This window comes from Actinoplanes awajinensis subsp. mycoplanecinus (assembly GCF_001509495.1).
GTDB classification, from domain to species: Bacteria; Actinomycetota; Actinomycetes; order Mycobacteriales; family Micromonosporaceae; genus Actinoplanes; species Actinoplanes palleronii.
On record NZ_LLZH01000167.1, the window covers coordinates 62599 to 89321 of the forward strand.

Below are 26723 nucleotides of genomic sequence, written 5' to 3' on the forward strand. Positions count from 1 at the left end.
GGACCGTCCTGACGACCCCACAGCAACGCCTCATACCATGTGCGCCTGTGCGCGACATCGCTGTTTTCACCGGATCCGCCCATCCCGAACTGGCCGCGGAGATCTGCGAGCACCTCGGTGTGCCGCTTCTCCCGACCAGGATCTCCCGGTTCGCCAACGACTGCATCGAGGTGCAGCTCGAGGGGAACTGCCGGGAACGGGACGTGTTCCTGATCCAGCCCCTGGTTCCCCCGACCCAGGAGCACCTCGCCGAGTTGCTCTTCATGCTCGACGCCGCCCGTGGCGCGTCGGCCGGCCGGATCACCGTGGTCCTGCCGCATTACGCCTACGCCCGCTCCGACAAGAAGGACGCGCCTCGCATCTCGATCGGCGGCCGCCTGGTCGCCGACCTGCTGACCACCGCCGGCGCCGACCGGGTCCTCGCCATGACCCTGCACTCGCCGCAGGTGCACGGCTTCTTCAGCATCCCGGTCGACCACCTGCACGCGCTGAAGGAGCTGGCCCATCACTTCCGCGGCTACGACCTGAGCAACACCGTGGTGGTCTCACCGGACCTGGGCAACGCCAAGGAGGCCGCGGCGTTCGCCCGGCTGCTCGACATCGACGTGGCGGCCGGCGCCAAACAGCGGTTCGCCGACGACAAGGTGGTGATCAGCTCGGTCATCGGTGACGTCAACGACAAGGACGTGATCGTCCTGGACGACGAGATCGCCAAGGGCAGCACGGTGTTCGAGCTGCTCGCCCGGCTGCGCGAGCGCAACGTCCGCAGCGTGCGGGTGGCCTGCACGCACGGGCTGCTCACCAACGACGCGGTGCAGCGGCTGGCCGCCGAGAAGGAGATCGAGGAGATCGTCTGCACGAACACGGTGCCGATCCCGCCGGCCAAGCGGCACGAGAAGCTGACCGTGCTGTCGGTGGCTCCGGCTCTGGCCGAGGCGATGCGGCGGATACACAACGGCGAGTCGGTCAGCGCCCTTTTCGTGTAAACCGTGGCCGGAATCCGGCTCGGTGATGAACTACCGGGCCGGATTCCGCCGAACACCCCTCACGCACGTCCCGTAACACGAAAAATGTGCACATGGGTGTCATGGCTTACCCCCTCCGGTACGCGCTCGCCGACCTTGCCCTCGCGCTCAGCCGCGCGGTGGCGGATCCGGCCGAGGTGCGGTCCACCGCGGCTCACGTCGCCGCCGACATGATCGGTGACGGCGCCGGCGTGCAACTGCTCCGCGACGACGGGCGGTACGAGGAGATCTCGTACCACCACGTGGAGGACGACCGCTCCGGTCCGCTGGCGCGGGTGCTGGACCGGGCCGGTCAGGCGCCCGACGACGAATACTCGACCACGCTCGCCGCCAGCCGTCGCCCGATCGTGCTGGCCGGTGACTCCGCGGCGGCCCTGGCCACCCCGGAGCACGGTGTGACCGCGGCAGTGCTCTGCCCGGTGATCGTGGACAACACGTACTGCGGGTATCTGATCCTGACCCGGCACACCCCGGACGCGTTCTACTCGACCCCGGAGGTCGAGCTGGCCCGGGACATCGCCGGTGAGCTGTCGCTCGCGGTGTCCAGTGCCCGCGCCCAGGAACGGCTGCGCGCCTCCGAGGAGCGGTACCGGCGGGTGCTGGAGACCATCCCGGAAGGGGTGCTGCAGCTCGACCCGGAGGGTGTCGCGACGTACGCGAACGAGCCGATCGGCGTGGTCCTCGGCATGCCCCGCAGCGAGCTGATCGGGGTGTCGCTGCGCGGCTTCCTGGACAACGTGGGGCAGAAGGAGCTGGAACGCCGGATCACCGAGTGCCGCCAGGGCCGGTCCACGGTCGGCGCCACCCGGATGATGCGCGCCGACGGCTCCCGGCGCAGCGTACGGATGAGCATGATGCCGATCCGGGACGACCACGGCGACTTCGCCGGTGTGCTCTGCATGATCACCGACACCACCGACCACATCGACGCGCGCGGGCTCAAGCGGCAGCTCGACCACCTGCGCCGGCTGGACAGCCTGGGCCAGCTGATCGGCGGCCTGTCACACGACTTCAACAACCTGATGACGGTGGTGGCCGGCTCGGCCGACATGATCCTGAGCAGTGTCGGGGAGGGCTCGCCGGAGGAGCAGCTGGCCAAGGACATCCTCGACGCGGTGTCCACCGGGCGGACCCTGACCCATCAGCTGCTCGCGTTCGGCCGCAGCGAGGGCAACCGGCCCGAGGTGATCCCGATCCCGGACCTGCTCACCGACGTGCAGTCGCTGTTCAGCCGGACATTGGGGGAGCGGATCGGCCTGGACCTGACGTTCGGCCCGGACGTCTGGCCGGTCAAGGCGGAACGCGGCCCGCTCGAGCAGGCCCTGGTCAACCTGGCCGCGAACGCCCGGGACGCGATGCTGCACGGCGGCATGCTGCGGGTGGCCGCCACCAACGAGATGGTCGCGCCCGGCCAGCTCGCCGAGGGCGCGCCGAACGGCAAGCTGGTGCACCTGGTGGTCACCGACACCGGCACCGGCATGGAGGACGAGGTCCGCAAGCGGGCCCTGGAGCCGTTCTTCACCACCCGGCCCACCGCGGCCGGGCTGGGCCTGGCCACCACGGCCGGCATCGTGCAGAACCTGGGCGGGCACATCGCGCTGGAGTCGAAGCCGCGGATGGGCACCACGGTGCACATCTACCTGCCGGCCGCCGAGGAGCGTCCGCAGCCGTCCGGCGAGCGCAAGGACAAGTCCGCGGTGATCGGCCGGGTGCTGATCGTCGAGGACCAGCCGGACGTGGCGCAGCTGGTCCAGCGCCTGATCGCGCCGGCCGGCTACGAGATCAGCGTGGCCACCGACGCGCTCACCGCGGTCACCCAGGTGGCCTCCGGCGCCCGCCCGGATCTGCTGATCACCGACGTGGTGATGCCGACCATGACCGGCCCGGAGCTGGCCGGGGCGCTGCGCACGCACCAGCCGGACCTGCCGGTGCTCTACATGTCCGGGTACACCGCGGCGTCGCTCGGCCCGCAGCTGCAGCTGGACGAGAACAGCATGCTGCTGGAGAAGCCGTTCACCAGGTCGACCCTGCTGGGTGCGATCCGCTCGCTGTGCGGCCCGCAACCGATGCCAGGAGCTGCGGCGAGCTGAGCAGAAGAGCGGAACGAGATCCACTGGGATCCGTGACGGTCGGGGTGTCGCTCGTGCCTGAGCGTGCGAATCTACGTCGGGGGACTTGCCAGACCTTCTGGACAAAACGCAGGATTCCGGGGCATTGCCGTCAGGCGAGAGGACCCCGGAGTGATGGAGGATCCCACGCAGGATCCCACCGACAGCGCTGAACTTGCCGGACGCTGGGTCGGAAATTCGTACCGCCTGGTCAGACCGATCGGGCAGGGTGCGACCGGCACCGTCTGGCAGGGCGAGGACCGCGCCACGAAGGAGAAGGTCGCGGTCAAGCTCCTGCACGAGAGCCTGTTGCGCCAGCCCCGGCTGGTCACCCGGTTCGTGCAGGAGCGGACCATCCTGCTGATGCTCCGGCACCGCAACGTGGTGCGTGTACGTGATCTGTTCAGCGTCGGGGAGACCCTCGGGCTGGTGATGGACCTGGTGGCCGGCGGCAGCCTGCGCGACCACCTGGAACGCGAACGGACCATGGCGCCCGCGGAGGCCGCCCGGCTCGCCGCGCAGGTCGCCGACGCGCTGGCCGAGGCGCACGAGCTGGGCATCATCCACCGGGACCTGAAACCGGACAACATCCTGGTGCTGGAGAAGAACGGCAAGCTGGAGACCCGGCTCACCGACTTCGGCATCGCCCGGATCCTCACCGTCCCGAGCATGACCACGCCGAACGCGGTCGTCGGCACCCCGCACTACATGGCGCCGGAGGCGTTCCACGGCGTCACGCCCAGCCCGGCCACCGACGTCTACGCGCTCGGCGTGCTGCTCTACGAGCTGGTCTCCGGGCAACCGCCGTACCTGAGCGACTCGGTGCCGGAGCTGATGCGGATGCACGCCGAGAGTCGCCCGTACCGGCGCAGCGGGGTGCCGGACGAGCTCTGGCGGATCATCCGCGCCTGCCTGTCGGCCAAGCCCAAGCAGCGTCCGGCCGCCCCCGCGCTGGTCCGGGAGCTGCGGATGCTGTCGCGCAAGCTGGCCGGGATCGCCCCGCTGCCGCCACCCCCGCCGCCGAGCCTGGCGGTGGCCGATCCGGACGACATGGCCGTCGAACCGCCCGAGCTGCGGTCCGCGATCCAGTTGCCCCGCGGCGGGCGGCACGCGGTGCCCCGGGCCCGCAAACGCAACGACGTTCCCGGTCATCGCTGGGCGCGGCCCGGTGCGGCGGTCGCGGTGATCGCCGGGGTGCTGATCGCCTCCGGCGTGGCGACGTCGGTCTGGCGCCGGCCGCCGCTCCCGGAGACGTTACCGAATGTAACCGCGATCTCCGTTCCTCCGCGCCCGGCCGCGGCTTCGGCCACGCCGCGCAAGACCAAGAAGAAAGTCAAACCCGCTCCGGTACGGACGAAGCGCGCCGTCCAGCCCCACCGCACCCGATCGCCCCAGCCCGAGCGGCAGGCGTACGGCCCCTGGGAATGCGCACAGGGCTTCGTCTTCGACCTGTCCACCCGCAGCCCGCTCGTGCCGCGCTCGTGCCACTCGGTCGGCCGGGGTGTGCAGTTCCAGGCCTCGCTGACCGCGCCGGCCGGTGGCCACGCCCGCATCGAGGTGACCCTGCGTGACGCCGACACGGGGCGTACCGTGGGCGGCCCGACCACCTGCGCCGACCTGACGTTCACCCCCGGCGCGATGACCAAGGCGTGCGGCCCGGGCGGCGCCAGACCCCGCAAAGGCCGCAGCTACACGGTGGTGATGGCGTACCGGTACGAGCGCGGCGGACGCACGTCGGCGAGCACAGCGCGGGGTCGAGTCTTCACGTGGTGACACAGCCCACTAAGATCCGTCGATACGCCGGGAGGGGGCTACCCGTCATGAGCTTCGATCTGTACGTCTGGCACGAGCCGGACCCGATCACACCCGTCATCGCCGAGAACAAACTGCGCCGGTGGCGCGAGGGGGAGGCCGGCGTCTTCCGGCCGCACCCCGCCGTACCGGAAATGCTCGCGGCCCTGCAGGGCCGATTCCCACCGAACGCCGGGGCGTGGACCGTCGCGCCCACCCCGTCCGACGCGATCCTGGCCCTGGCGGTCAGCTGGTCGCGAGCCGGCGAGGTCGGCGCGGCCACCGTCGCGCTGGCCCGCGAACACGGCCTGATCTGTTACGAGCCGCAGAGCCACCTGCTCAACCCGAACGCGGCCGGCCACGCGCCCGGCTTCACCCTGACGTCGGCGACCGGACCGGACATCCCGGACCCGTCGCCGGAGCGGATCGAGGCGCTGGTCGCCGCGCTCGGCCCGGAGAACCACTTCCTGATCCTGGAACGCTCGGACGGCTGGTTCGTCCAGGTGGGCTACGGTCCGGCGGCCGGCGCGGAACCCGGCTGGTACGCCCTGGAATACCGGGAGAGCGTGCCGGAGAAGCACTTCCGCACCGAGACGGTCGACGAGGTGGAAGCGGCCCGTCTGCTGATCGATTTCCAGGCCGGCTCGGACGCGTGGAAACGCCGCCACAAGTGGCGTCCGCTGTTCTGAGCTGCGCACACGCCGAAGCGCCTGTCCCCGGTGGGGGCAGGCGCTTTCGCTGTGCGCGGGGGTCAGCGGTTGCGGACGGCCTCGGCCAGCATCCGGACGAACTCCGGGTCGTCCTCGGGACCGATCGGCGCGGTCCGGGCGGTCCGGGTGGTCCGGGTGGTCCGGTTCACGGTCGGCGTGGCGCTGGCCCGGCCGGCCCGGAACCAGGCGATCGCCCCGGCGATCGGGCAGATCACGACGAGCACCAGCCAGGCGCCCCGCGGGAAGTGCCGCACCGCGGACCGCTCGGTGAGCAGGCAGTCGATCAGCGCGACGACGGAGAGCGCGACGGTCACCAGGAAGAAAAGCGTGTTCACTCGGGCCATGTGCAGGAATCCTGCCGCCGCCCGGCAGCAGCCCGGTTCCCCACGGGTTGCCGCTACGGTGCCATCCTTGCGGTTGGCGTGGCACGGACAGGGGGAGATGTGCCGCAGAATGAACGGCCGGGCTCGCCGGATCTTGCGTGGGGTACGACGCCCTCCTCGGCGGAACCACCCCTGATCCGGGACGCGCTTCACCGCCTGCACGCCGGCGAAGAGGCCGCGGTCCATGAACTACGTCGGCTCACCTGCGGTGACGGCCACACCCGGGCCTTCGGCGCCGCCGTCGTGCCGGCCCTGCTGGCGTTCGTGGAGAGTGGCCGATCACCGCTGCGGGGTGACATCCTGCAGCTGGTGGGCGATCTGGCGTGTGCCGACAGCGCCCGCTTCCCGCGCCGCGGCCACGTGCTGCGCCGGACTGAAGCCACGATCATTTTCGACGGGTGGGGAGACGTCGTGAACCGGGCGGTCGAGGAGGTTCGCCGGACCCTCGGGCGGCACGCCGACCGGCTGACGGCCTTCTTGGAGGATCATGACCCCGCGGTGCGGAGCGCCGCCGCGTACGTGGTCGCTGCCGCACTGCCCCCGCGATCGGCGATCACCGGTGCGGTCAGGGCCGGGCTGGACGTCGAGGGCGACACCGTCGTACAGATGAGTCTGGTCCTCGCCGTCGCGCAGCACGACCTGGAGCGTGGCCGGGCCGATGAAGCAGCGGCCTGGGCGTCGACGCTGTGGCCGGAACTCTCCGCGCCCGCCGGTGTCCGCGTCGGCGGAGCCCTTGCCTGGTTCGACCTGACCACGGAGCCCGCGCCACCGGCCCTGCGGATCCTGCTGGGCGACCTGCCGCCGCCGGTCACCGTCCGGATGCTGGAACAGCTGCCCTGGATCCAGCACGCGAGCCGGACCTGGTGGCGCGACCTGACCGCCGGCAACCATGCGCCGTCCTACCAAGGCCCCGAACCGTTCTGACCTGAACTCCCTCGCCCCTGGCCGGCTCGCTCGGGCCGTGCGGACGATGAGAACCCGCTCCGGCTTTCAAGCAGGCCTCGATACCGCCGCCAGCACCAGCCGGGGCCGCATCGCGGACTGCCACCGCCCCGGGAGCGCGGAACATCACGTGGCCGATGCCGTATCGGAGCCGCGCACCGCTCCCGGCATCCCGGAGCGGACCACCTGCCGGGACGACCGTGCCCGGCCGTGGGCCTTGCTGGCGTAGCGGCCCGCAACCGACCGCCAGCCCCGCCTGGCTGCCCGCCCGGCCACCCGCCAACCGCCAGCAGCGCCGGCCGGCCACCATTCGCGATCAGCTCAGGCCGCCCCGTGCCGTGCCGGTACCCGAAACCACCGCAAGCGCTCGCCGAATCAAGGCCCCGGCCGGCGAGCACCCACGGTCGGTATTCCGCCTCCGAAACCACGATGGCGGCTCGCCGGGCAGGACCAGCGAGCACCCATCGTTGTTAAACCGGCCGTGAGACGACCCTGAACGCCAGCCGGAACCTTGACCCACCCGCTAAATTGCACCCCGTGAACGGATCCGACGCGACCCGCGACCTCACCCAACCCCGAGAACCCCAACCACTCCTGCCCAACCAGCGCGGACTACGCCACTTCCAGCCCGTCCGCTGCGTGGTCACCAAGCACCGGGGTCGTTTCGGTCTCGAGGTCATGATCGTCGAGCCGGACCTCGGCCTGCCCGCGTTCATCGACTTCGTGCTGCTGGGCGACGGCCGGGACCACGTGGCCCCCGAGGACTTTCCCGCCGTCAGCACCGTCATGGACGCCGTCGCACTGGACGTCATGCCGAACGGCGAACTGCGCCTCTCGCCCCTGGGTCAGGGGCGAGAGGCGTAGCTCAGGGTCAGGCCGCGCTGGTAAGCGCCGGCAGATAGCCGTTCGTGTAGCCGCTCGAGTTCGGGTGGTAGGAGTTCTGCGGCGGGATGATGGTCAGCCCGTTCAGGTAGGGCTTCGCGGCGCACACCCCGTGCCCGCTGAAGTTGTCACGGACGTCCGAGAAGGTGAACCCGGCCGCCGCCACCCGCGATTTGATCATGTCGTCCAGCACCTGGGCGCCGCTGTTCAGCGCCTTCCGCTTGGTCGAGCTCATCTCGCAGATGACCGCCGACGTGTCGAAGATGTTCGGATACGACAGGACGACCACTTTCGCGCCCGGCGCCTTCGCCTTGATCGCGGCGTAGGTGCTGTCCAGCTTGCCGGGCAGGGTGGTGGCGACGTAGGTCTTGCCCGCGTTCACCTTGGCCGTACACGTGGTGTCGCTGCCGGTCAGGCAGGTCAGCACGGTCGAGGCGAACCCGGCGTCGTTGCCGCCGATGGTGATGCTGATCAGGTCGGCGGCGCTGCTCATGGCCGGCACCTGGGTCTTCACGACGTCGTCGGTGACGGCGCCGCTGCAGGCCAGGAACTGGAACGTGGTCGGGCTGTTCTTCGCCGCCCACTGCGCGGCGTAGCTGTAGTTGCTCCGCAGGCACGTGCCGGACTGTCCGGGTGCGCCGACCCCGGACGAGTAGGAGTCGCCGAGGGCGACGTAGTCGACGCCGGCCGCCTGGGCGGGGGAGGCGGTGGCGACGGTGAGCGCGAGAACGGACGTTGAGACGAGACAGGCGAGGACGGTAGCCCTACTCATCATCGATGGCCTCCGATATCCGCGGGGGATTTCTGGGGCCGAAGCGCTTCGGTTACCGCACAGTAAGTCAAGGCTCCGAGAAATGGAATCCGGTGACTTTCCTGTTACAGGGGAGTAACATGCATCGATGTGACCTGGGGTTTTGACCTTGGGTGATGTTACGTGTGCGGTTCTCCGCAAGCACCGAGCCGGTCTTCAGCGTGTCCCCAGAATGCCGGGCTACGGTCGGCGGTATGGAAGAGAACCGGGCCCGCCGGGTCGTCGACCGGCTTCGCGAGCGCAACGTCTTCGCTCATCTGAAACTCCCGCACGCCGGCCTCACGCAGTTCGGCATCCGCGTCGTGCTCCCCGACGGCCGCGAGGCGATCTGGGACAACGACGGCACCGCCGGCCTCGAGGCCCAGGTCATGCGGGACGGCATCCTCGTCGGGTTCGTCCCGTCCATCCCCGGCTCGGAGTCCTTCGGCGAGGAGCAGATCATCGACGCGATCTCCGCCGCCGACTACGACCGCCCGATCGGCCGCTCCACCGCCACCGCGGGCCGCCGCCCGACGCCGCCACCCCCGCCCCCGAGCCTGGCCCAGCGCCTCCGCACCACCTTCGGCAGCTGACCCGCGACCGCCGAAGCCCACCACCACGCGTTCCACTCACGGCCGCTCCGAGTCCCGGTCCTTCTACGGTACGAATACTCCAGCGCCCGTCCGTAGGCTACGAGCCGAGTCCCGCCCGTGAGGCCACCGCAAGACCGTGCCCACCCCGGACCGCAGCGCGCCCCACGGTCCCGGCTGGTCGTGAGGGGTGTCTCCGGCACCCCGACACACCCCTGAGCACCAGCCCGGACCCGCCGCGTGTCCGCGGTCTCCGGCTGGTCCTGAGGGGTGTCTGCTGGCCCTCGAGGCACCCCTCAGAACCAGCCGGGGGACCGCAGCGCGCGGCCGGGGCGGGGGTCAGGCGGAGTCGCGCCAGATGATCGGGGTGGGGAGCAGCTGGCCCTCCGGGGTGATCTGCTCGCCGCTGAGCTGGCGCAGGATGAGCTGGGCCGCGCACGACCCGATCTCCTTCGCCGGCTGGTGCACGGTGGAGAGCTGCGGCTGCGTCCGTACCGCCCACGTGCTGTCGTCGAACCCGACGATCCCCACCTCCCGGGGCACGCTGCGACCCGCTTCGCGAAGCGCTTCGAGAGCGCCGGCGGCGATCGCATCCGACGCGGCGAACACCCCGTCGATCGTGGGGTCGCGTTCCAGGAGCAGGCGCATGCCCTTGACCCCGGAGCCGTAGTCGTAGTGCGGGACGTCCGCGACCAGGTCGGCGTCGAAGCGGTCGCCGAGGGCGGCACGGAACCCGGTCAGACGGTCTATTCCCGAGTCCCGGTCCAGCGCCGCGGCGATCATGCCGACCCGCCGGCGACCGGTGGCCAGCAGGCGCTCGGTCACGGTGCGGGCGGAGCCGACGTTGTCGATCCCGACGTACGGAATATTTTGGTCTAAATCTGGCGGATGGCCGACGAACGCCGCCGGTAGCCGCAGGTCGCTGATCATCTTGATGATCGGGTCGTGGGTGCGCGCCGACACGACGATCGCGCCGTCCACGAAACCGCCGCTCAGATAGCGCCCGACCCGCTCGGTGTCGCGCGCCGACTCGACCACCAGGCTGACCATCTGGTGGTCGGCCAGGGAGAGCGCGGCGTTGGCGCCGAGCATGATCGCGCCGATGTTGGGGTCGTCGAGGAAGAGCGAGTGTGGCTCGAGGGCGACGAAGCCGACGGCCTGGGAGCGGCGCATCTTGAGCGTGCGGGCGGCCGTGTTCGGCACGTAGCCGACCTCGGTGATCGCGGCCTCGATCGCGGCGCGGGCCTCGGTCGAGACGTATCCGCCGTTCAGGACACGGCTGACCGTGCCCCGGGACACGCCCGCGGCAGCCGCGATGTCGTGCACCGTGGCGCGTTTGCGGGGTTGCGGCATGCGATCACGATATCCCCGCCAACGCTATTGACCTTGTGTCAGCCCGGTCATACTGTGTGCACGTTCACACATCCGTAACGCCCATTTAGGCGCTAGGAAATGTGTGCACGTGCACACACCCGTGACCAGGAGTTTTATGAGCACCCTGCGTTTGTCTATACCCGGGATCAGCCTGGGCTGTGATTACAACCCGGAGCAATGGACGCCGGATGTCTGGCGCGAGGACGTCGCGCTGATGAGCGAGGCCGGCGTCGACCTGGTCGCGGTCAACATCTTCGGCTGGTCGAGCGTGGAGCCGGCCGCCGGCCAGTACGAGTTCGACGACCTCGACGAGGTCATCGGCCTGCTGCACGCCAACGGCATCAAGATCAACCTGGGCACCGGCACGTCGTCCCCGCCGCCGTGGCTGACCACCCTGCACCCTGAGGTGCTGCCGGTCGCCGCCGACGGGACCACCCGCTTCCCGGGTGGCCGCCAGGCGTGGTGCCCGAGCTCGCCGGTCTTCCGCGACCGGGCCTACGACCTGGTCCGGCACGTCGCCGACCGGTACGGCGACCACCCGGCGCTCGCCCTCTGGCACGTCTCCAACGAGCTGGGCTGCCACAACGCGCTCTGCTACTGCGAGACCAGCGCCGAGGCGTTCCGCTCCTGGCTGCGCCGCCGGTACGGCAAGATCGAAACCCTGAACGAGGCCTGGGGCACCGCTTTCTGGAGCCAGCGGTACGGCGACTGGGCCGAGATCCAGCCGCCCCGCGCGGCGCTGTCGGCCCGTAACCCGGCGCAGATCGTGGACTTCCACCGGTTCAGCTCGGACGAGCTGCTCGACTACTACCGCGGCGAGACCGAGATCCTGCGGGCCCGCTCGGCCGCACCGGTCACCACGAACTTCATGGTCACCGCGCACATCCGCAACCTGGACTACTGGTCCTGGGCGCCGGAGATGGACGTGATCGCGAACGACCACTACCTCGACCACCGCCTCGGTGACCCGGTCGCCGAACTGGCCTTCGCCGCGGACCTCACCCGGGGTCTGTCCGGCGGCGCGCCGTGGATGCTGATGGAGCAGGCAGCCGGCGCGGTCAACTGGCAGCCGCACAACCTGACCAAGGCGCCCGGCGAGATGCTCCGCAACACGCTGACCCACGTCTCGCGGGGCGCCGACTCAGTCTGTTTCTTCCAGTGGCGGGCCTCCGCGCAGGGCGCCGAGAAGTTCCACTCCGCGATGCTGCCGCACGCCGGCACCGACACGGTGGCCTGGCGCGAGGTGCTGCGGCTGTCCGCGACGCTGGACCGGATCGGCGAGGTGGCCGGCACCCGGGTGGAGTCCCGGGTCGCGGTGCTGTTCAGCTGGGACTCGTGGTGGTCGTCGGAGGGTGAGGCGCGGCCGTCGCAGGAGGTGAAGTACCTCGACCAGGTGCACGCCACCCACCGGGCGCTGCGTGAGCTGGGCATCACCGCCGACGTGGTGTCACCGGACGCCGACCTGAGCGCGTACCGGCTGGTGGTCGTGCCGGGCCTCTACATGGTGGGTGACCTGGCCGCGGTCCGGATCGCCGACTACGTGGCGGACGGCGGGCACCTGCTCGTCACGTTCTTCAGCGGGATCGTCGACGAGCGGGACCGGATCCGGCTGGGCGGTTACCCGGGTGCGTTCCGTGACGTGCTCGGCGTGCTGGCCGAGGAGTTCGCGCCGCTGAAACCGGAGCAGGAGGTCGCCCTGACAACCGGGGGCACCGGAACGCTCTGGACCGAGCGGCTGCGGACCACGTCGGCCGAGACGATCGCCAGCTACGCCGACGGGCCGATGCCGGGCACACCGGCGATCACCCGGAACACGTTCGGCGCGGGGACGGCCTGGTACGTGTCGACCGCGCTCGACGCCGTCAGCCTGCGGGACTTGACCGGAGATATCGCGAAAAATGCGGGTGTGGAACTCCTCGCCCTCCAGCCCAGCGGTGACGTCGAGATCGTCCGCCGCACCGGTGACGGCCGCAGCTACCTCTTCGTGATCAACCACGGGGCGGCGCCGGTCGAGTACCCGGTGACCGGTTTCGACCTGGTCGCCGACCAGGACATCCACGGCCTGCTCCGCGTCGAGGGCGGCGGCACCGCGGTGGTCCGGGAGAACACGAACGCCGAGGGCGGCGGCACCGCGGTGGTCCAGGAAAACACGAAGCGGGGGGACCGGTCATGACGAAGAAGAAACACCTGCTCGTCTTCATCCTGCCGTTCGGGCTGCTCTTCGCCGCCTTCTACGTGGCGCCGATCGGGTACGCCATCAAGCAGTCGCTCTACAAGGTCACCCGCACCGGCACGTTCGGCCCGGCCCACGAGGTCTTCGGCGGGCTGGAGCAGTACCAGCGGGTGTTCGAGAACGGCCCGTTCTGGGAGTCGGTCGGCCGGGTGCTGCTGTTCGGCCTGGTCCAGGTCCCGGTGATGCTCGGGCTGGCGCTGCTCCTCGCACTGCTGCTCGACTCCGGCCTGGTCAAGGGGCGGCGGTTCTTCCGGCTGGCGTTCTTCGTGCCGTACGCGGTGCCCGGTGTGGTCGCCGCGATCATGTGGGGCTTCCTGTACTCGCCGAATCTGTCGCCGTTCACCGCGGTCACCAAGAACTGGGACCTGCTCTCCGCCGACCTGGTGCTGTGGGCCATGGCGAACGTGGTGACCTGGGTCTACGTCGGCTACAACATGCTGATCATCTACTCCGCCCTGCTGGCCATCCCGCAGGAGGTGTACGAGGCCGCCAAGATCGACGGCGCCGGGCCGTTGCGGACCGCCTGGTCGATCAAAATCCCGCTGGTGATGCCGGCGATCGTGCTGACCACTGTCTTCTCGATCATCGGCACCCTGCAGCTGCTCGCCGAACCGCAGGTGTTCCGCACCTTCAGCTCCGCGGTGTCCAGCACGTACACCCCGAACCTGACGGTGTACTCCACCTCGTCGATCCCGAACTTCAACCTGGCCGCCGCGTTCTCCGTGGTCCTGGCGCTGGCGACGTTCGCCCTCTCCTTCACGTTCCTGAAGTTCACGCAGCGAGGAGCGGACAAGTGACCAGCGTCAAGTTCACGCAGCGAGGAGCGGACAAGTGACCAGCGTCAAGTTCACGCAGCGAGGAGCGGCGAAGTGAAGTCCAAGACCGCCGCGATGGCCATCATGGGCCTGAGCACCCTCTACTTCCTGGTCCCGATCTGGTGGTTGTTCGTCGGCGCGACCAAGTCCCGCGGCGACTTCTCCAGCACCGCCCCGCTCTGGTTCGCCGACTTCCACCTCGGCCAGAACCTGCACGAGCTGGTCAGCTACCGCGACGGCGTCTTCCTGCGCTGGATGCTCAACAGCATCCTCTACACCGGCGGCGCCGCCCTGCTCGGCACGGTGCTCGCCGCGATGTGCGGGTACGCCCTGGCCAAGTACCGCTTCCGCGGCCGGGAGCTGATCTTCAACATCGTGCTCGGCGGTGTCCTGGTGCCGGCCACCGCGCTGGCCCTGCCGCTCTTCCTGATCTTCTCCCAGCTGAACGCGACGAACACCTTCTGGTCGGTGTTCCTGCCCAGCCTGGTCAACCCGTTCGGGGTGTACCTGGCCCGGATCTACGCCACCGCGAGCGTTCCGGAGGAGCTGCTGGAGGCGGCCCGGCTGGACGGCTCCGGCGAGGTCCGCACGTTCTTCAAGATCTCCACCAAGCTGATGTTCCCGGCCCTGGTGACGATCTTCCTGTTCCACTTCGTGGCGGTCTGGAACAACTTCCTGCTGCCACTGATCATGCTCGGCAACGAGCGGCTGTTCCCGGTCACGCTCGGTCTCTACTCCTGGAACACCCAGGTCAACCAGCTCCCGGAACTGCGGATGCTGGTCCTCACCGGCGCCCTGGTCTCGATTCTCCCGCTGGTCGCCGCGTTCCTGCTGCTCCAGCGCTTCTGGCGCAGCGGCCTCGGCTCCGGCGCCGTCAAGTAACACATCCCTCCCCGTTGGAACGCTCTCAAAGGCGGAAAGAAATGAAAAAAATACTCAGCGTCCTGCTGACTTCCACCCTGGCCCTGACCGCCTGCTCCTCCGGCGGTGACGACGACACGACCGCCACCACCGGCGCGGCGAGCTGCGCGCCGTCCAGCGGCGGCCCGGTCACCCTGAACTTCACCTCGTGGATCCCGAACATCGAGGACGTCGTCAAGGTCTGGAACGACTCGCACCCGAACATCCAGGTCAAGGTGCAGACCGGCCCGAACGGTAACGGCGGCACGTACCAGAACTTCTTCAACCAGCTCAAGGCCGGCAACGCCCCCGACCTGGGCCAGATCGAGTACGACGCGCTGCCCAGCTTCCGGGTCCAGGACGGCCTGGAGAACCTGGCCGCCTGCAAGCCGGTGAGCGAGGCCAAGGACCAGTTCATCGACTGGACCTGGAACCAGGTCAGCTTCGGTGAGCAGAACGCGGTTTACGGTGTGCCGCAGGACGCCGGCCCGATGGCGCTGTTCTACCGCAAGGACCTGTTCGAGAAGGCCGGCATCGCGATCCCGACCACCTGGGAGGAGTACGCCGCGGCCGCCGCGAAGGTCAAGGCCGCCGGTGGTTACATCACCAACTTCTCGCAGAGCGACATCAACCAGTTCGCCGGGCTCGCCTGGCAGGCCGGTGGCCACTGGTTCGCCAACGACGGCAGCAAGTGGTCGGTGAACTTCCAGGACGAGGCGACCACCAAGGTGGCCACCTACTGGCAGGACCTGATCACCAAGAAGCTCGTCTCCACCGTGCCGCCGTGGACCACCGAGTGGGACAACGCCTACAACAAGGGCAACGCGTGGACCTGGGTCTCCGCGGTCTGGGGCGCCAACTCGATCTCGTCCGGCGCGCCGGACACGTCCGGCAAGTGGGCGGTCGCCCCGATGCCGCAGTGGACCGCCGGTGGCAAGACCGCCGGTAACTGGGGTGGCTCGTCCACCGCGGTCTTCAAGGGCTCGAAGCACCCGTACGAGGCGTCCGAGTTCGCGATCTGGCTGAACACCTCGCAGGAGGCGCTTACGCTGCTCAACGAGAAGGCCAACCTGTACCCGGCGACCAAGTCCGGCGCCACGCTGCCGGCCCTGTCCAAGGGCGTCGCGTTCTACGGCGACCAGAAGATCTACGACGTCTTCGCCGAGGCGTCCGGCCAGGTCGCGCCGGACTTCACCTGGGGACCGACGATGACCTCCACCTACGCCACCGCGTCGGACGGCTTCAAGGCCGCCGTCTCCGGTAACGGCACGCTGCTCGACGCGCTGAAGAAGGCGCAGACGACCACCGTGGACAACCTGAAGTCGCAGAGCATCCCGGTCGCCGAGTGACCCTGCACCACCTCCGTGCCGCGGGCGCCAGCTTCGTGCTGGACGCCCGCGGCGTCGTGCTGCACTGGGGCCCTGACCTGGGCGAGCTGCCCGCCGACTTCGCCGACACCCAGGTGCCGGCGATTCCGCCCAGCTCCATCGACGTACCCCTGCAATTGCCTTTGCTCCCGACCGTGCGTGACGGATGGAGCGGGCGGCCCGCCCTGTCGGGCCACCGCGACGGCAAGACCGCGGGAACGCTGCGGGTCACCGACATCCAGACCACCGAAAACACCATTTTTGTACGATCGGAAAGCGCCGACAGCGGCCTGCACGTGACCACCGAGGTCGTCCTGTCGCCCGAGGGTGTCCTGCAGTTCCGGCACGCCGTGGAGAATCGCGGGCCGGGCGATTTTGAATTGGCCGCCCTGGATGTGCTGCTGCCGATCCCGGCCGAGGCGTCCGAACTGCTCGACTTCACCGGCCTGTGGGCGCACGAGCGCCGTCCGCAGCGGTCCGCGCTGCGCTCCGGCACGTGGAGCCGGGAGAGCCGGCACGGCCGCCCCGGTCACGACGACGCGTTCCTGCTGATGGCCGGCGAGCCCGGCTTCGGTTTCCGCCGTGGCCGGGTCTGGGCGCTGCACCTGGCCTGGAGCGGCGACAAGCGGATCTGGGCCGAACGGTCCGCGCTCGGCCCCTCGGTGGCCGGCGCCGGTGAGTTGCTCGCGCCCGGCGAGATCCGGCTCGCGCCCGGCGAGTCCTACCGCACGCCGTGGGTGGTCGCGGTCTTCTCCGACACCGGCATCGACGGCCTCTCCGACCGGCTGCACCCGTGGATCCGTGCCGGACGCCGGCCCGCCGCGCCCCGTCCGGTGGTGCTGAACACCTGGGAAGCGGTCTACTTCGACCACGACCTCACGAAGCTGTCCGCCTTGGTCGACGCGGCCGCCGAGGTCGGCGTGGAACGGTTCGTGCTCGACGACGGCTGGTTCACCGGCCGCCGCGACGACCGGCGCGCCCTCGGCGACTGGTACGTCGACCCGGACGTCTGGCCGGACGGCCTGCACCCGCTGATCACCCGGGTGCACGCGGCCGGGATGGACTTCGGCCTCTGGGCCGAACCCGAGATGATCAGCCCGGATTCCGAGCTGGCCCGGGCCCACCCGTCCTGGATCCTGGGCCCGCCGTCCGCGCCGACCTGGCGTTTCCAGCGCGTCCTCGACCTCGCCGACCCGGGCGCGTTCGGCTACGTGCGGGACCGGCTGATCGCGCTGCTCACCGAGTACCCGATCGCGTTCCTCAAGTGGGACCACAACCGGGACCTGCTCGAGCCGGGCGCCGCGCACCGGCAGACCACCGCCCTCTACCGGCTGCTGGCCGAGCTGCGGGCGGCGTTCCCGGACGTGGAGATCGAGAGCTGTGCCTCCGGCGGGGCCCGGATCGACCTGGGCATCCTGGAGCACGTCGACCGGTTCTGGACCTCGGACACCAACGACCCGCTGGACCGGCAGCTGATCCAGCGCTGGACCGGCGTGCTGATCCCGCCCGAGTTCCTCGGTGGCCACCTCGGTGCCGGGGCCGCGCACGTCACCGGGCGTACGTCAGCTCTGGGTTTCCGTCTCGCCACGGCCCTGTTCGGGCACGCGGGCATCGAGTGGGATGTCTCCCGGGCCTCCGCCGCGGACCGTGCGCTGATCGCGGCCTGGACCGCGGAGTACCAACGCCTGCGCCCGCTGCTGCACTCCGGCGTGGTGGTCCGGGCGGACTCACCGGACCCGGCGGTGCTGGTGCACGGCGTCGTGGCCCAGGACCGTTCCGCGGCGGTCTTCGCCCTGGTCACCCTGGACGCCCCGGCCGCCGCGCTGCCCCCGCCGCTGCGCTTCCCGGGCCTTGACCCGGACCGCTCCTACACGGTCCGCCCCCTGGGCCATCCACCCCGCACGGTCCAGGACGCCCCACCCCCGTGGCTGGCCGCAGGCTCGGTCACCCTCCCCGGCCGCGTCCTGACCGAAATCGGCCTCCCGGTCCCCCTGCTGACCCCGGAGCAGGCCGCCCTCTTCACCCTGGACAGCACCCCGTAGCTGTGGCTCACGCGAGACCGCGCTCGCTGCGGACCGTGCCGCGCCTCCCGGCCTCGGCTGGTGCTCAGGGGTGCCTCAACACCCTTGAGGCACCCCTGAGCGCCAGCCAAGGTCCGGGTGGGGACTGCCTTGCGGGGGTGCTGGAGCGGGGCTGGGTGCGGTGGTCGTACCGAAAAAGTCAGGCGCCGCCGAAGCGCTCGGTGCGGATCTTTTTCGGGTCGTGGCCGAGGGCGACCAGGATGTCGGCCGCGGTCTCGACGAACGAGCTCGGGCCGCAGACGAAGACGTCCGGGGCGAAGTCCGGCGGCCAGCCGTGGCTGTTGACCGTGGCCACGTCGATCCGTTTCGGCGGGGTGGGCCAGCCGGCCGGCGCCGTGCGGGTGTAGACCATGTGGACGTCGAGACCCGGGTCGTCGCGGACCCGGCGCTGGAGCTCGGCGGCGTAGCAGGCGTCCTCGGGCGAGCGGACCGAGTAGATCAGCCGGAACGGCTGGCGGCCGCGGACCTGGCCACGTTCGCGGATCATCGCCATCAGCGGGACGATCCCGGAGCCGCCGGCGACCAGCAGAACCGGGGCCGGCTGTGCGGAGCGCCAGACGAACCAGCCGCCGATCGGCCCGCGCAGCTCGATCCGGTCGCCGGTCTCGACGACGTCGGTGAGGTACGGCGACACCTCACCGTCCTCGAGGCGCTGGATCGTGATCTCCAGCGGGCCGCTGCCGGCCGACGCGATCGAGTAGCTGCGCTGGGCCGAATAGCCGTCCTCGGCGGTCAGGCGCAGGTCGACGTGCTGGCCGGGGAGGTGACCGGTCCAGTCCGGTACGTCCAGGACCAGGGTGCGGGCCGACGGGGTCTCCTGGCGTACCGCGGTCACGGTGCCGGCCCGCCAGGTCAGGGTGCGCGGCTTAGTCACCCGAGTAGCGCTGTTCCGACCAGGGGTCGCCGTACATGTGGTAGCCGGCCGCCTCCCAGAACCCGGGCTCGTCCTCCAGCAGCATCTGCAGGCCGTTGACCCACTTGGCGGACTTCCAGAAGTACAGGTGCGGGATCAGCAGCCGGGCCGGGCCGCCGTGCTCCGGGTCGAGCGGCTCGCCGTCGAACTCGTACGCGATCCACGCCTTGCCGTCGAGCAGGTCCTCGAACGGCACGTTGGTGGTGTAGCCGCCCTTGCTGTGCGCCATCACGTAGTCCGCGGCGGTCTCCACCTCCTCGAAGAGCGTGTCCAGCGAGACGCCCTTCCAGGTGGTGCCGAGCTTCGACCACTTGGTGACGCAGTGGATGTCCTTGGTGATCTCCTCGGCCGGCAGCGCGGTGAACGCCTTCCAGTCCCAGGTGTGCTTCTGCCCAACCTCGGTGGCGATGGTGAAACTCCACCGGTCGAGCGGGATGCGCGGGGTCGGCCCGGCCGAGAGGACCGGGAAGTCGTGTGTCAGGTACTGGCCGGGCGGCAGGTCGGGTGCGGAGTCACGCCGCCGCCCGCCGAAGCCTCGGGAGATGATGCCCATGCCGACGAGTAAACCGCATGATCGTTACGGGGTGGCGTCCCCGGGTCAGGCCTTCACGGTCGCGCTCGTCACGCCGGTCACGCTCGTGGTGGAGGACAGCACCACCCGGTAGCTGCCGCCGCTGACCAGCCCGGTGACGGTCCGGCTGCTGGTGGCCGGGTAGCTCTTCACCGTGGTCCAGCGCTTGTTTGCGTACCGCTGGACGGTCAGCTGCTGCCCGGCGGCGCCGGTCACCCGTACCGTCAAGGTCTTCTTGGCGCTGCGCCGGACCGCGACCGCGGCCTTGACGGTGTAGCTGCTGGTCGCCACCGCGGTGGTGTTGGTGCTGCTGGCGGGCACGGTCAGCCGGATCCGGAAGGAGGCCGTGGCGGTGCGGGTCACGGTGTACGTGCCGGTCGCGCCGGTCGTCGCCGAGCCGCAGGACCAGCTGCCGCCGCCGACCGAGACGCAGACCGAGACCGGCCGGTTCGCCCAGGGCGCGCCGTCCGCGGTCACCCGGAACGCGGTGCTGGTGCGGGCCTTGTAGGTGACGGTCCGGGTGGCCGGGCTCGCGGTCACGACCGGCGTGGCGACCACCGGCGCGGCGGTGGGTGCCGGTGACGGGGTGGTGGTCGGTGCCACCTGATCGAGAGCGGCCACCGCGTCGATCCGGCCGTACCCGAAGTCGTTGTCCCTACCGGCCGTCCCGAGATCGATCGCGGAGTCTTCGAGCGCGGCCTCGACCTGGTCCGGGCTGAGGCCCGGACGCGCTGCGAGCAGCAGTGCGGCGACCGCCGCGACGTGCGGCGAGGCCATCGAGGTGCCGCTCATGGTGGCGTAGCCGGTGGCGGCCAGCGCGGTCGGATAGGTGTTCAGGATCAGACTGCCGGGAGCGGCCACGTCCACGTAACTGCCCGCGTTCGAGTAGGACGCGACCGCGTCCGACGCGTCGGTGGCGGCCACCGCGATCACGCCGGGGTCGGCGCCCGGGTAGCTGGTCGGGCTGCCCTTGGCCCGCTCGTTGCCGGCCGCGGCGACCACGACCACACCCTTGCCGCGGGCGTAGGCGATCGCGTTGGTGAGCGCGCTGGACTGCTTCGTCCCGCCCAGCGACATGTTGATCACGTCGGCGCCGTGGTCGGCGGCCCAGATCACGCCCTCGGCGGTGTCCGAGGTGTCCCCGGCGCCCTCCGCGTCGAGCACCCGCACCGGCAGGATGGTCACGTTCGGGGCGATGCCGGACACGCCGAGTCCGTTGCCGGTGAGCGCGGCGACGGTGCCGGCCACGTGGGTGCCGTGCCCCTCCGGGTCGGTGTTCCCGCCGGTCGTGCCGGCGACCGCGTCCCAGCCGGTCAGCACCTGTCCGGCCAGGTCCGGGTGGCTCGCGTCGACCCCGGTGTCCAGGACCGCGACGGTCACCCCGGCGCCTGTCGACCGCTGCCAGGCTGCGGGCACGTGCATGGTCGCGAGATCCCACTGCTTGCTTCGGTACGGGTCGGAGCCACCCGGCGCCTCCAGCGCGTGCACCGTCCCGTCGATCTCCACCCCGAGCGCGTTCGGGGCCTGCTGGGCCTGCACCACCAGCCGGGCGGCGGTCACCCGATCGTGGGCCTCGCGCACCGTGATCACCGGGCGCCCGTCGGCGTCCAGCGTGGTGCTGACCACCCGGGCCGGCTTCGCGGCGGACACCTCGGCCGGCAGCACCTGCTCGGGGCTCGCGGCCAGGGCGTACGAGATCGGTTCCCAGCCCGGGCCGCCGATCGGCAGGACCAGAGCACCCACCGTGGCGAGCGCCGCCGCCGTCACCATGCCCGCGAAAGTCCTCGGCCGCATCAAGTCCACCCCTCGTCGGCGGCCGCCCCGGTGACCAGCCCTACGTGAAAGATCGGGCCACCGGAGTGCGATCGAGGGCCGTGCGGGGTGCGGTTGCGGTGCGGTGATCGCCGTAGACTCGGGCGTATGCCGCTGACCGGTGAGTACGAACCGAGCACATCCGACTGGGCCCGCAAGCAGGCCGAGAAGTACGACGCGACCGACGGCGCCCAGGCCAACGACATCCAGGGCAAGCCGATCGTGGTGGTGACGAGCGTCGGCGCGAAATCCGGCAAGCTCCGCAAGACCCCGTTGATGCGGGTCGAGCACGAGGGGGAGTACCTCGCGGTCGGCTCCCTCGGCGGCGCCCCGAAGAACCCGGTGTGGGTCTACAACCTGCGCAAGAACCCGCAGGTCGAGGTGCAGGACGGCCCGGAACGGCACGACTACGAGGCGCGGGAGCTGTCCGGCGCCGAGCGGGAGGTCTGGTGGCAGAGGGCGGTCGAGGCGTTCCCGAACTACGCCGGCTATCAGACGAAGACGGACCGTTTGATTCCCGTTTTCGTCCTGACCCGGCGCTGAACGGCGGGGCGATCCGTCCGGTGGGTGCGGATGGGGCTGGAAAAGGGGATGCCACCAGGCCGCCCGCCCGCGATCATGGGGGCATGCGGACCCCCCACCAGCCCATCGACCGCACCAACGGCACCGCGGTTCCGGCCGCGCGGCCGGCCGGTGTGCTGCCGACCAGCCTGCCCGCCGGGCTCCCGGTGGCCGGCGCCGTCGACGACGGTGACCGCCTGGTGGACCTGGTCGACCTGATCGCGCTCGACCCGTTCGTCAGTGGCCGGGAGCCGTTCGGCCGCACCACCTGGCTGGAAAATCTGCGGGCCGACGCGCCGCTGACCCTGCCCGGCGCGCACGTGATGCGCGACGCCGTGGAGGACGACGGCCACGGCCGGCTCAGCGTCGGCGACGGCTGGTCGCTGCACGTGATGCGCTGGAAGCAGAGCCGCCGGGCCCGGGTCACGGTCACCGCGACCACCAGCGAGCTGGCCGAGGCGACCCTGGCCGCGGTCACCGCCGGCGCGGTCGAGGAGCCGGCCCCGGCCGACGACAGCGTGCCGGTCGGGTTCTGGCACTACGGCCCGCACGGCCCGCGCCGCACCCAGCGGGAGATCGGCGCCGCGCCGTGGGACACCATCAAGCCGAACTACGCCCGGCCGGTCGCCGACACCCTGGAACGGCTGATGGCCGTCGACGCGGCGAACGTCACCGGCCGCCTCCTGCTGCTGCACGGCGAGCCGGGCACCGGCAAGACCACCGCGTTGCGCGCCCTCGCCCAGCAGTGGCGGTCCTGGTGCCAGGTGGACTGCGTGCTCGACCCGGAGCGGCTGTTCGGCGACCCGGCGTACCTGATGAGCGTGGCGCTGGGCAGCGGCGAGGAGGACGAGCCGAAGTGGCGGCTGCTGATGCTCGAGGACTGCGACGAGCTGATCAGCGGGGATGCCAAGGCGAGCGCCGGGCAGTCGCTGTCCCGCCTGCTCAACCTCACCGACGGGCTGCTCGGGCAGGGGCGTAACGCCCTGATCGCGATCACCACGAACGAGGACCTGTCGTCGCTGCACCCCGCGGTGGTCCGGCCCGGGCGCTGCCTGGCCAGCATCGAGGTGGGGCGGTTGCCGTACCAGGAAGCGGTCGGCTGGCTGGGCACCTCGACCGGGATCGGCCCGGACGGCGCGACCCTCGCCGAGCTGTACGCCCTGCGCACCGGCGCCCAGCCGGTGACCGTCCCGAAGCAGTCCGGCCCGACCGGAATGTATCTGTAGAACTGATGCAACCCCCGGTGCGTCCACCCGCGACAGAAGGGTGACGGACCACTGACGGGGGAGCGGGATGCGTTCTGACCTCGAGCGGGAGTACGTCGACTATGTGGCCGGGCGCCTGCCCCGGCTGCATCGGGCGGCGTATCTGCTGTGCGCGGACCGGTACCAGGCCGACGACATCGTCCAGGCCACGGTCACCGCGCTGTACATGAATTGGAAGTCGGCCGTCCGGGCGGACAACCTGGACGGCTTCGTGCACCGGATCCTGGTGCGGCGCTATCTCGACGAGCGTCGCCGCCGGTGGAGCCGGGTGCTGCTCGGCGACCACCTGCCGGAACGACCCGGCCCGGCCGACACCCGGGTCGAGGCGCGGGACGAGCTGCTGACCGCCCTGCGCGCCCTGCCGAAGGGGCAGCGGGCCGTGGTGGTGCTGCGCTACTTCAGCGACCTCTCGGTCGAGGCGACCGCGGCGGCGCTCGGCTGCTCGGTCGGCAATGTCAAGAGCCAGTGTTCGCGTGGGCTGGCCGCGTTGCGCGCCGAGCTCGGCGCCTTCCAGGAATCGAGGTAGCGGGGTGGATCAGGAACAGGCTCTGCGGGAGCGGCTGGCGGCGATCGCCACGCCACCGAGCCGGATCTCGATGGACACGGTGCTCCCGGCCGCCCGGCAACGGGTCCGCCGGCGGCGTGCGGTCTGGGCCGGCGCGGGCGCCGCGCTGACCGTGGGCGCGCTGCTCGCGGTGCCGAAGGTGCTGCTCAGCGACGCCGGTCCGGACAACCGGCCGGCCCTGCCGGCGGCGACCAGCGCCCCGGTGGCGCACCCGGCCGGCTGCCGGCCGCGCACCTTGCCGGTGCCGGACGGGATCACCGACATGGAGGCCGAGTCGGTCGACCCGACCGGCCGGTACATCGTCGGCAATGCCACCGTGAAGCACGTCTTCCGGCCGGTGTTGTGGACCGACGGGGTCCCCCGGCTGTTGCCGGTGCCGGTCGGGTCGGTGCAGGTGACCGGGGTGAACGCGTCCGGCGTGGTGGTCGGGCTGGTCAACGACGGCGCCGGCGGCGGTTCGGTGTTCCGTTTCGAGGACGGCCAGTACACCGTTCTCGGGATGCCGGCCGGGAACTGGTCACCGTATCCCGGCGCGATGATCAACACGGCCGGGGACGTGCTGGTCAACGCGGAGCCGGCCACCGCGGGGGAGAACAACGGCAAAGGCACGATCGTGCTGCTCTGGAAGGCCGGTGCGACCACGCCGGTGCGGCTGCCGCTCCCGGCCGGCGCCACCGTCGACGACCTGGCCGATGACGGGACCATGGTCGGCGGGCTCTACCGCGACGGCGCCGGTGTGGCCGGGTACCGCTGGGACCAGCGGGGCGGGGCCCGGAAGCTGTCGGCACCGGCCGGGAAGGTCACGCTGGCGAGTGCGTCCCGCGGCGACTGGGTCACCGGCAGCGTGTGGGGTCAGGGCGAGGCGGCTCGATGGAATCTGCGGACCGGCGAGTTCCGCCAGTTCCCCCAGCGATTCGGGCCGGGCATCGCGGTCAACGACGACGGCTGGGTGGTCACCCAGCAGGGCGCGCTGATCCGGGACGGCGCGGTGGCCGACCTGCCGGTCGGTGGCGGCGGCCGGACCGCCAAGGCGAGGGCGCTGACCGATGACGGCCTGGTGGTCGGGTCGATTGCCGTGGAGCCCGAGGCCGGCCGGTCCGGCTCGCTCGCCTTCCTGACCGCATCGGGCCAGACCCTCCCGCAGATCTGGCAGTGCTGACCTGACCGGTCCGCGCCGGGCGTTGCCGCTCGGCGCGGACCGCTCTCACTCCGGGGTGTTGCCGCTCGGTCCGCCGACCTGGAACGAGCTGCGCACCCCGGCGTAGGCCAGGTGCGCCACCAGGCCCTCCGGCACGTGGTCCAGGTTGTGGCAGTGGTCGGCCCAGATGCCCGGGTTGTCGGCGCGGAACGCGATCTCGTACGTGTCGCCGTCCGCCACGTCCAGCGAGTCGGTCCACCACGGACTGCCGGTCGCGGCGGTGCCGTTGCGGCTGAGCACCACCACGTGGTGGCCGTGCAGGTGCATCGGGTGCACCTCGCCGCTGCCGTTGTGCACGGTCATCCGCACGACGTCACCGGTGGTCACCATGAACATCGGCACGTCCGGGAACAGGTGCCCGTTGACCGTCCACCACAGGCCCGGCCGGCCGTCGAGGAACCCGAACCGGCGCCCGATGTCGTAGGAGAAACGGCGGTCCGGCCGGTCCGGGTCAAAACCGAGAAAACCACTTTTTCCGTACGAGAGGAAGTCGAGCGTGTCCCGCGGCAGCGCGGCCTGGACCGCACCGGCGGCCGTGAGCGCCGCCCCGCCGCCGACGTCGACCCGGGCCGGACCGGGACCGTCGAGCCGCAGGTCGACCCGGCCGCCCGCGGTGACCAGCACGGCCTGATCCTTGATCACACCCGGTTCGTGGACGTCACGTCCGTCGATGGCGGTGACCCGGAACGCCGTGCCGCTCACCCAGATCCGGATCGGTCCGGCATCCGTGTTGATCACTTTGACTGTCGGCGACGAGATGTCGGATATGCCGGGCACGCCGTTGACGGTCCGCTTGCCCTGATACGTGTGCACCATCGCGACCTGATCACTCCCGGTCGCGCCGCGCGGGGTGATGATCAAAGCGCCGAACAGGCCGTTCCTCACCTGCTCGTGCGAGACCTGGTGCGAGTGGTACCAGTACGTGCCGGCGTCCTTGACCACGAACCGGTACACGTGGCTCTGCCCGCGCCCGACCGCGTCCTGGGTCACCCCGGCGACGCCGTCCTCGGCGTTCGGCACGTCGACGCCGTGCCAGTGCAGGGTCACGCCGTCCGGCACCGACTCGTTGACCAGCGTCACCTGGATCAGCTGGCCCTGAACGGCGCGGATCTCCGGACCGGGGGAGACGCCGTTCAGCGTGTAGCGGCTGCCCGCTCTACCCGCGGTGAGCGTGACCGCGACGTCCGGCGTGCCGCTCGGCCCCTTGAGGTCGGCGACCGCGATCCCGGTGCGGTGATCGTGATCGGTCGCCGGGCCGCCGCCGTAGTCCGGATAACCCATCGCGGCCATGTCGTAGGTGCCGGGGACCAGGCTGTCGTAGCAGAACCAGCCGACCGGGCCCAGCACGGCGAGGGCCGCCACCACGGCGACGGCGGCCCGGGTCGAGGTGCGCATCAGGCGACGGCGACCGGCGGGGCCGGTTTCGCGTCGGCCTCCCGAGCCTTGCGCATGGCGACCGAGGCGAGCCCGGCGACCACGAGCGCGTTGAGCCCGTGCAGGGCGCCCACGCCGGGCACGCTGTAGCCGGCGAACGCCAGGACGACCTGCAGGACCACGGCGCCGAAGGTCAGCGCGGCCCACTTCACCCCGCCCGGGATCCGGGCGAAGAACGAGACCACCAGCAGCGCCAGGGCGAGCAGCGGGATCACCTCGGCGCCGACCACGGCGTGCACGATGTGCGCCCAGTTGCGGGTGTTGTTGTCGAAGACGCCGCCGTCGTCGACGTCGTTGAGGACCTGGAACCAGGCGGCGGCGATCGCGGCGATCTGCACGACGAAGCCGATCAGGATCAAACCGGATAGTGCACGGTAGACGGAGCGCATCGGGCTTTCCCCCTTCAAATCCGA

General features: G+C 70.8%; 24 protein-coding genes. 16 read left to right on the top strand and 8 right to left on the bottom strand.

The window, feature by feature from the left end; all coding sequences use genetic code 11:
- The first annotated feature begins 47 nt into the window (after positions 1-47).
- The 4 genes from ADL15_RS19120 (at position 48) to ADL15_RS19135 (ending at position 5613) form a co-directional block, all read left to right on the top strand.
- Positions 48-986 carry a ribose-phosphate diphosphokinase gene (locus tag ADL15_RS19120; protein WP_067692636.1) on the top strand — a complete coding sequence of 313 codons (939 nt, stop codon included), beginning with the start codon at positions 48-50 and terminating at the stop codon, positions 984-986.
- 101 nt (positions 987-1087) lie between these two features.
- Positions 1088-3115, top strand: coding sequence for a hybrid sensor histidine kinase/response regulator (locus ADL15_RS19125; protein ID WP_232344215.1), 2028 nt, complete (start codon positions 1088-1090; stop codon positions 3113-3115).
- 153 nt (positions 3116-3268) lie between these two features.
- Complete coding sequence (locus tag ADL15_RS19130; protein ID WP_067692641.1) at positions 3269-4906, top strand: serine/threonine-protein kinase; 1638 nt, start codon at positions 3269-3271, stop codon at positions 4904-4906.
- Positions 4907-4953: 47 nt separating this feature from the next.
- Positions 4954-5613 carry a hypothetical protein gene (locus tag ADL15_RS19135; protein WP_067692644.1) on the top strand — a complete coding sequence of 220 codons (660 nt, stop codon included), beginning with the start codon at positions 4954-4956 and terminating at the stop codon, positions 5611-5613.
- Between the two features lie 62 nt (positions 5614-5675).
- Here the strand turns inward: ADL15_RS19135 and ADL15_RS19140 are convergent, their stop codons facing one another.
- Positions 5676-5978, bottom strand: a complete 303-nt coding sequence (locus tag ADL15_RS19140) for a PLD nuclease N-terminal domain-containing protein (RefSeq protein WP_067692647.1) — start codon at positions 5976-5978, stop codon at positions 5676-5678.
- 99 nt (positions 5979-6077) lie between these two features.
- On the opposite strand from ADL15_RS19140, the gene ADL15_RS19145 reads away from it, so the two are divergent.
- Both ADL15_RS19145 and ADL15_RS19150 read left to right on the top strand, forming a co-directional pair.
- Positions 6078-6941, top strand: coding sequence for a hypothetical protein (locus ADL15_RS19145; protein ID WP_067692650.1), 864 nt, complete (start codon positions 6078-6080; stop codon positions 6939-6941).
- Positions 6942-7496: 555 nt separating this feature from the next.
- A complete protein-coding gene (locus ADL15_RS19150; protein WP_157441462.1) occupies positions 7497-7823 on the top strand; it encodes a hypothetical protein in 327 nt (108 codons plus the stop codon).
- A gap of 7 nt (positions 7824-7830) precedes the next feature.
- Here the strand turns inward: ADL15_RS19150 and ADL15_RS19155 are convergent, their stop codons facing one another.
- Positions 7831-8613 (bottom strand): SGNH/GDSL hydrolase family protein, encoded by a 783-nt coding sequence (locus tag ADL15_RS19155; protein WP_083971445.1) that lies wholly within the window; start codon positions 8611-8613, stop codon positions 7831-7833.
- A 233-nt stretch (positions 8614-8846) separates the two neighbouring features.
- Here ADL15_RS19155 and ADL15_RS19160 point away from each other — a divergent pair, with 233 nt between their 5' ends.
- Positions 8847-9224, top strand: a complete 378-nt coding sequence (locus tag ADL15_RS19160; RefSeq protein WP_067692659.1) for a hypothetical protein — start codon at positions 8847-8849, stop codon at positions 9222-9224.
- 336 nt (positions 9225-9560) lie between these two features.
- Here the strand turns inward: ADL15_RS19160 and ADL15_RS19165 are convergent, their stop codons facing one another.
- On the bottom strand, positions 9561-10574 hold the full coding sequence (locus ADL15_RS19165; protein ID WP_067692663.1) for a LacI family DNA-binding transcriptional regulator: 1014 nt from the start codon (positions 10572-10574) through the stop codon (positions 9561-9563).
- Positions 10575-10710: 136 nt separating this feature from the next.
- Between ADL15_RS19165 and ADL15_RS19170 the strand changes: the two genes are divergently transcribed.
- From ADL15_RS19170 to ADL15_RS19190, 5 genes are all read left to right on the top strand, one after another.
- Positions 10711-12768, top strand: a complete 2058-nt coding sequence (locus ADL15_RS19170; protein ID WP_067692666.1) for a beta-galactosidase — start codon at positions 10711-10713, stop codon at positions 12766-12768.
- On the top strand, positions 12765-13625 hold the full coding sequence (locus ADL15_RS19175) for a carbohydrate ABC transporter permease (RefSeq protein ID WP_067692669.1): 861 nt from the start codon (positions 12765-12767) through the stop codon (positions 13623-13625). The genes ADL15_RS19170 and ADL15_RS19175 overlap by 4 nt, the downstream gene beginning before the upstream one ends.
- A 72-nt stretch (positions 13626-13697) precedes the next feature.
- Positions 13698-14525, top strand: coding sequence for a carbohydrate ABC transporter permease (locus ADL15_RS19180; protein WP_232344216.1), 828 nt, complete (start codon positions 13698-13700; stop codon positions 14523-14525).
- 41 nt (positions 14526-14566) lie between these two features.
- The gene (locus ADL15_RS19185; protein WP_067692673.1) at positions 14567-15892 is read left to right on the top strand and encodes an ABC transporter substrate-binding protein; all 1326 of its coding nucleotides are present in this window, start codon (positions 14567-14569) and stop codon (positions 15890-15892) included.
- Positions 15889-17952 (top strand): alpha-galactosidase, encoded by a 2064-nt coding sequence (locus tag ADL15_RS19190; protein WP_067692676.1) that lies wholly within the window; start codon positions 15889-15891, stop codon positions 17950-17952. The genes ADL15_RS19185 and ADL15_RS19190 overlap by 4 nt, the downstream gene beginning before the upstream one ends.
- Positions 17953-18130: 178 nt before the next feature.
- Here ADL15_RS19190 and ADL15_RS19195 read toward each other — a convergent pair whose 3' ends face one another.
- The 3 genes from ADL15_RS19195 to ADL15_RS19205 are packed head-to-tail and all read right to left on the bottom strand — an operon-like array spanning position 18131 to position 21269.
- On the bottom strand, positions 18131-18865 hold the full coding sequence (locus tag ADL15_RS19195) for a ferredoxin reductase (protein WP_067692683.1): 735 nt from the start codon (positions 18863-18865) through the stop codon (positions 18131-18133).
- Complete coding sequence (locus ADL15_RS19200; protein ID WP_067692685.1) at positions 18858-19457, bottom strand: sulfite oxidase-like oxidoreductase; 600 nt, start codon at positions 19455-19457, stop codon at positions 18858-18860. Before ADL15_RS19200 ends, ADL15_RS19195 begins: the two co-directional genes overlap by 8 nt.
- Positions 19458-19502: 45 nt before the next feature.
- Complete coding sequence (locus tag ADL15_RS19205; RefSeq protein ID WP_067692687.1) at positions 19503-21269, bottom strand: S8 family peptidase; 1767 nt, start codon at positions 21267-21269, stop codon at positions 19503-19505.
- A gap of 126 nt (positions 21270-21395) precedes the next feature.
- Here ADL15_RS19205 and ADL15_RS19210 point away from each other — a divergent pair, with 126 nt between their 5' ends.
- From ADL15_RS19210 to ADL15_RS19225, 4 genes are all read left to right on the top strand, one after another.
- A complete protein-coding gene (locus ADL15_RS19210) occupies positions 21396-21830 on the top strand; it encodes a nitroreductase family deazaflavin-dependent oxidoreductase (protein ID WP_067692699.1) in 435 nt (144 codons plus the stop codon).
- A gap of 83 nt (positions 21831-21913) precedes the next feature.
- Positions 21914-23074, top strand: a complete 1161-nt coding sequence (locus ADL15_RS19215) for a DUF5925 domain-containing protein (RefSeq protein ID WP_083971446.1) — start codon at positions 21914-21916, stop codon at positions 23072-23074.
- Between the two features lie 67 nt (positions 23075-23141).
- Positions 23142-23639, top strand: a complete 498-nt coding sequence (locus ADL15_RS19220) for a SigE family RNA polymerase sigma factor (RefSeq protein ID WP_067692704.1) — start codon at positions 23142-23144, stop codon at positions 23637-23639.
- Positions 23640-23643: 4 nt separating this feature from the next.
- Positions 23644-24837, top strand: coding sequence for a hypothetical protein (locus ADL15_RS19225; protein WP_067692707.1), 1194 nt, complete (start codon positions 23644-23646; stop codon positions 24835-24837).
- A gap of 45 nt (positions 24838-24882) precedes the next feature.
- Here ADL15_RS19225 and ADL15_RS19230 read toward each other — a convergent pair whose 3' ends face one another.
- Together ADL15_RS19230 and ADL15_RS19235 are read right to left on the bottom strand one after the other, a co-directional pair.
- Complete coding sequence (locus ADL15_RS19230) at positions 24883-26271, bottom strand: multicopper oxidase family protein (protein ID WP_067692708.1); 1389 nt, start codon at positions 26269-26271, stop codon at positions 24883-24885.
- Positions 26271-26699, bottom strand: a complete 429-nt coding sequence (locus tag ADL15_RS19235; RefSeq protein ID WP_067692709.1) for a hypothetical protein — start codon at positions 26697-26699, stop codon at positions 26271-26273. The genes ADL15_RS19230 and ADL15_RS19235 overlap by 1 nt, the downstream gene beginning before the upstream one ends.
- Between the last annotated feature and the right edge of the window lie 24 nt (positions 26700-26723).

Coding starts and splice junctions, on each gene's coding strand:
- ADL15_RS19230 (WP_067692708.1), bottom strand. CDS start 26,271: ATGCGCACCTCGACCCGGGCCGCCGTCGCCGTGGTGGCGGCCCTCGCC.
- ADL15_RS19155 (WP_083971445.1), bottom strand. CDS start 8,613: ATGAGTAGGGCTACCGTCCTCGCCTGTCTCGTCTCAACGTCCGTTCTC.
- ADL15_RS19205 (WP_067692687.1), bottom strand. CDS start 21,269: ATGCGGCCGAGGACTTTCGCGGGCATGGTGACGGCGGCGGCGCTCGCC.
- ADL15_RS19215 (WP_083971446.1), top strand. CDS start 21,914: ATGCGGACCCCCCACCAGCCCATCGACCGCACCAACGGCACCGCGGTT.
- ADL15_RS19210 (WP_067692699.1), top strand. CDS start 21,396: ATGCCGCTGACCGGTGAGTACGAACCGAGCACATCCGACTGGGCCCGC.
- ADL15_RS19130 (WP_067692641.1), top strand. CDS start 3,269: ATGGAGGATCCCACGCAGGATCCCACCGACAGCGCTGAACTTGCCGGA.
- ADL15_RS19165 (WP_067692663.1), bottom strand. CDS start 10,574: ATGCCGCAACCCCGCAAACGCGCCACGGTGCACGACATCGCGGCTGCC.
- ADL15_RS19220 (WP_067692704.1), top strand. CDS start 23,142: ATGCGTTCTGACCTCGAGCGGGAGTACGTCGACTATGTGGCCGGGCGC.
- ADL15_RS19235 (WP_067692709.1), bottom strand. CDS start 26,699: ATGCGCTCCGTCTACCGTGCACTATCCGGTTTGATCCTGATCGGCTTC.
- ADL15_RS19170 (WP_067692666.1), top strand. CDS start 10,711: ATGAGCACCCTGCGTTTGTCTATACCCGGGATCAGCCTGGGCTGTGAT.
- ADL15_RS19175 (WP_067692669.1), top strand. CDS start 12,765: ATGACGAAGAAGAAACACCTGCTCGTCTTCATCCTGCCGTTCGGGCTG.
- ADL15_RS19125 (WP_232344215.1), top strand. CDS start 1,088: ATGGCTTACCCCCTCCGGTACGCGCTCGCCGACCTTGCCCTCGCGCTC.
- ADL15_RS19135 (WP_067692644.1), top strand. CDS start 4,954: ATGAGCTTCGATCTGTACGTCTGGCACGAGCCGGACCCGATCACACCC.
- ADL15_RS19200 (WP_067692685.1), bottom strand. CDS start 19,457: ATGGGCATCATCTCCCGAGGCTTCGGCGGGCGGCGGCGTGACTCCGCA.
- ADL15_RS19185 (WP_067692673.1), top strand. CDS start 14,567: ATGAAAAAAATACTCAGCGTCCTGCTGACTTCCACCCTGGCCCTGACC.
- ADL15_RS19160 (WP_067692659.1), top strand. CDS start 8,847: ATGGAAGAGAACCGGGCCCGCCGGGTCGTCGACCGGCTTCGCGAGCGC.
- ADL15_RS19140 (WP_067692647.1), bottom strand. CDS start 5,978: ATGGCCCGAGTGAACACGCTTTTCTTCCTGGTGACCGTCGCGCTCTCC.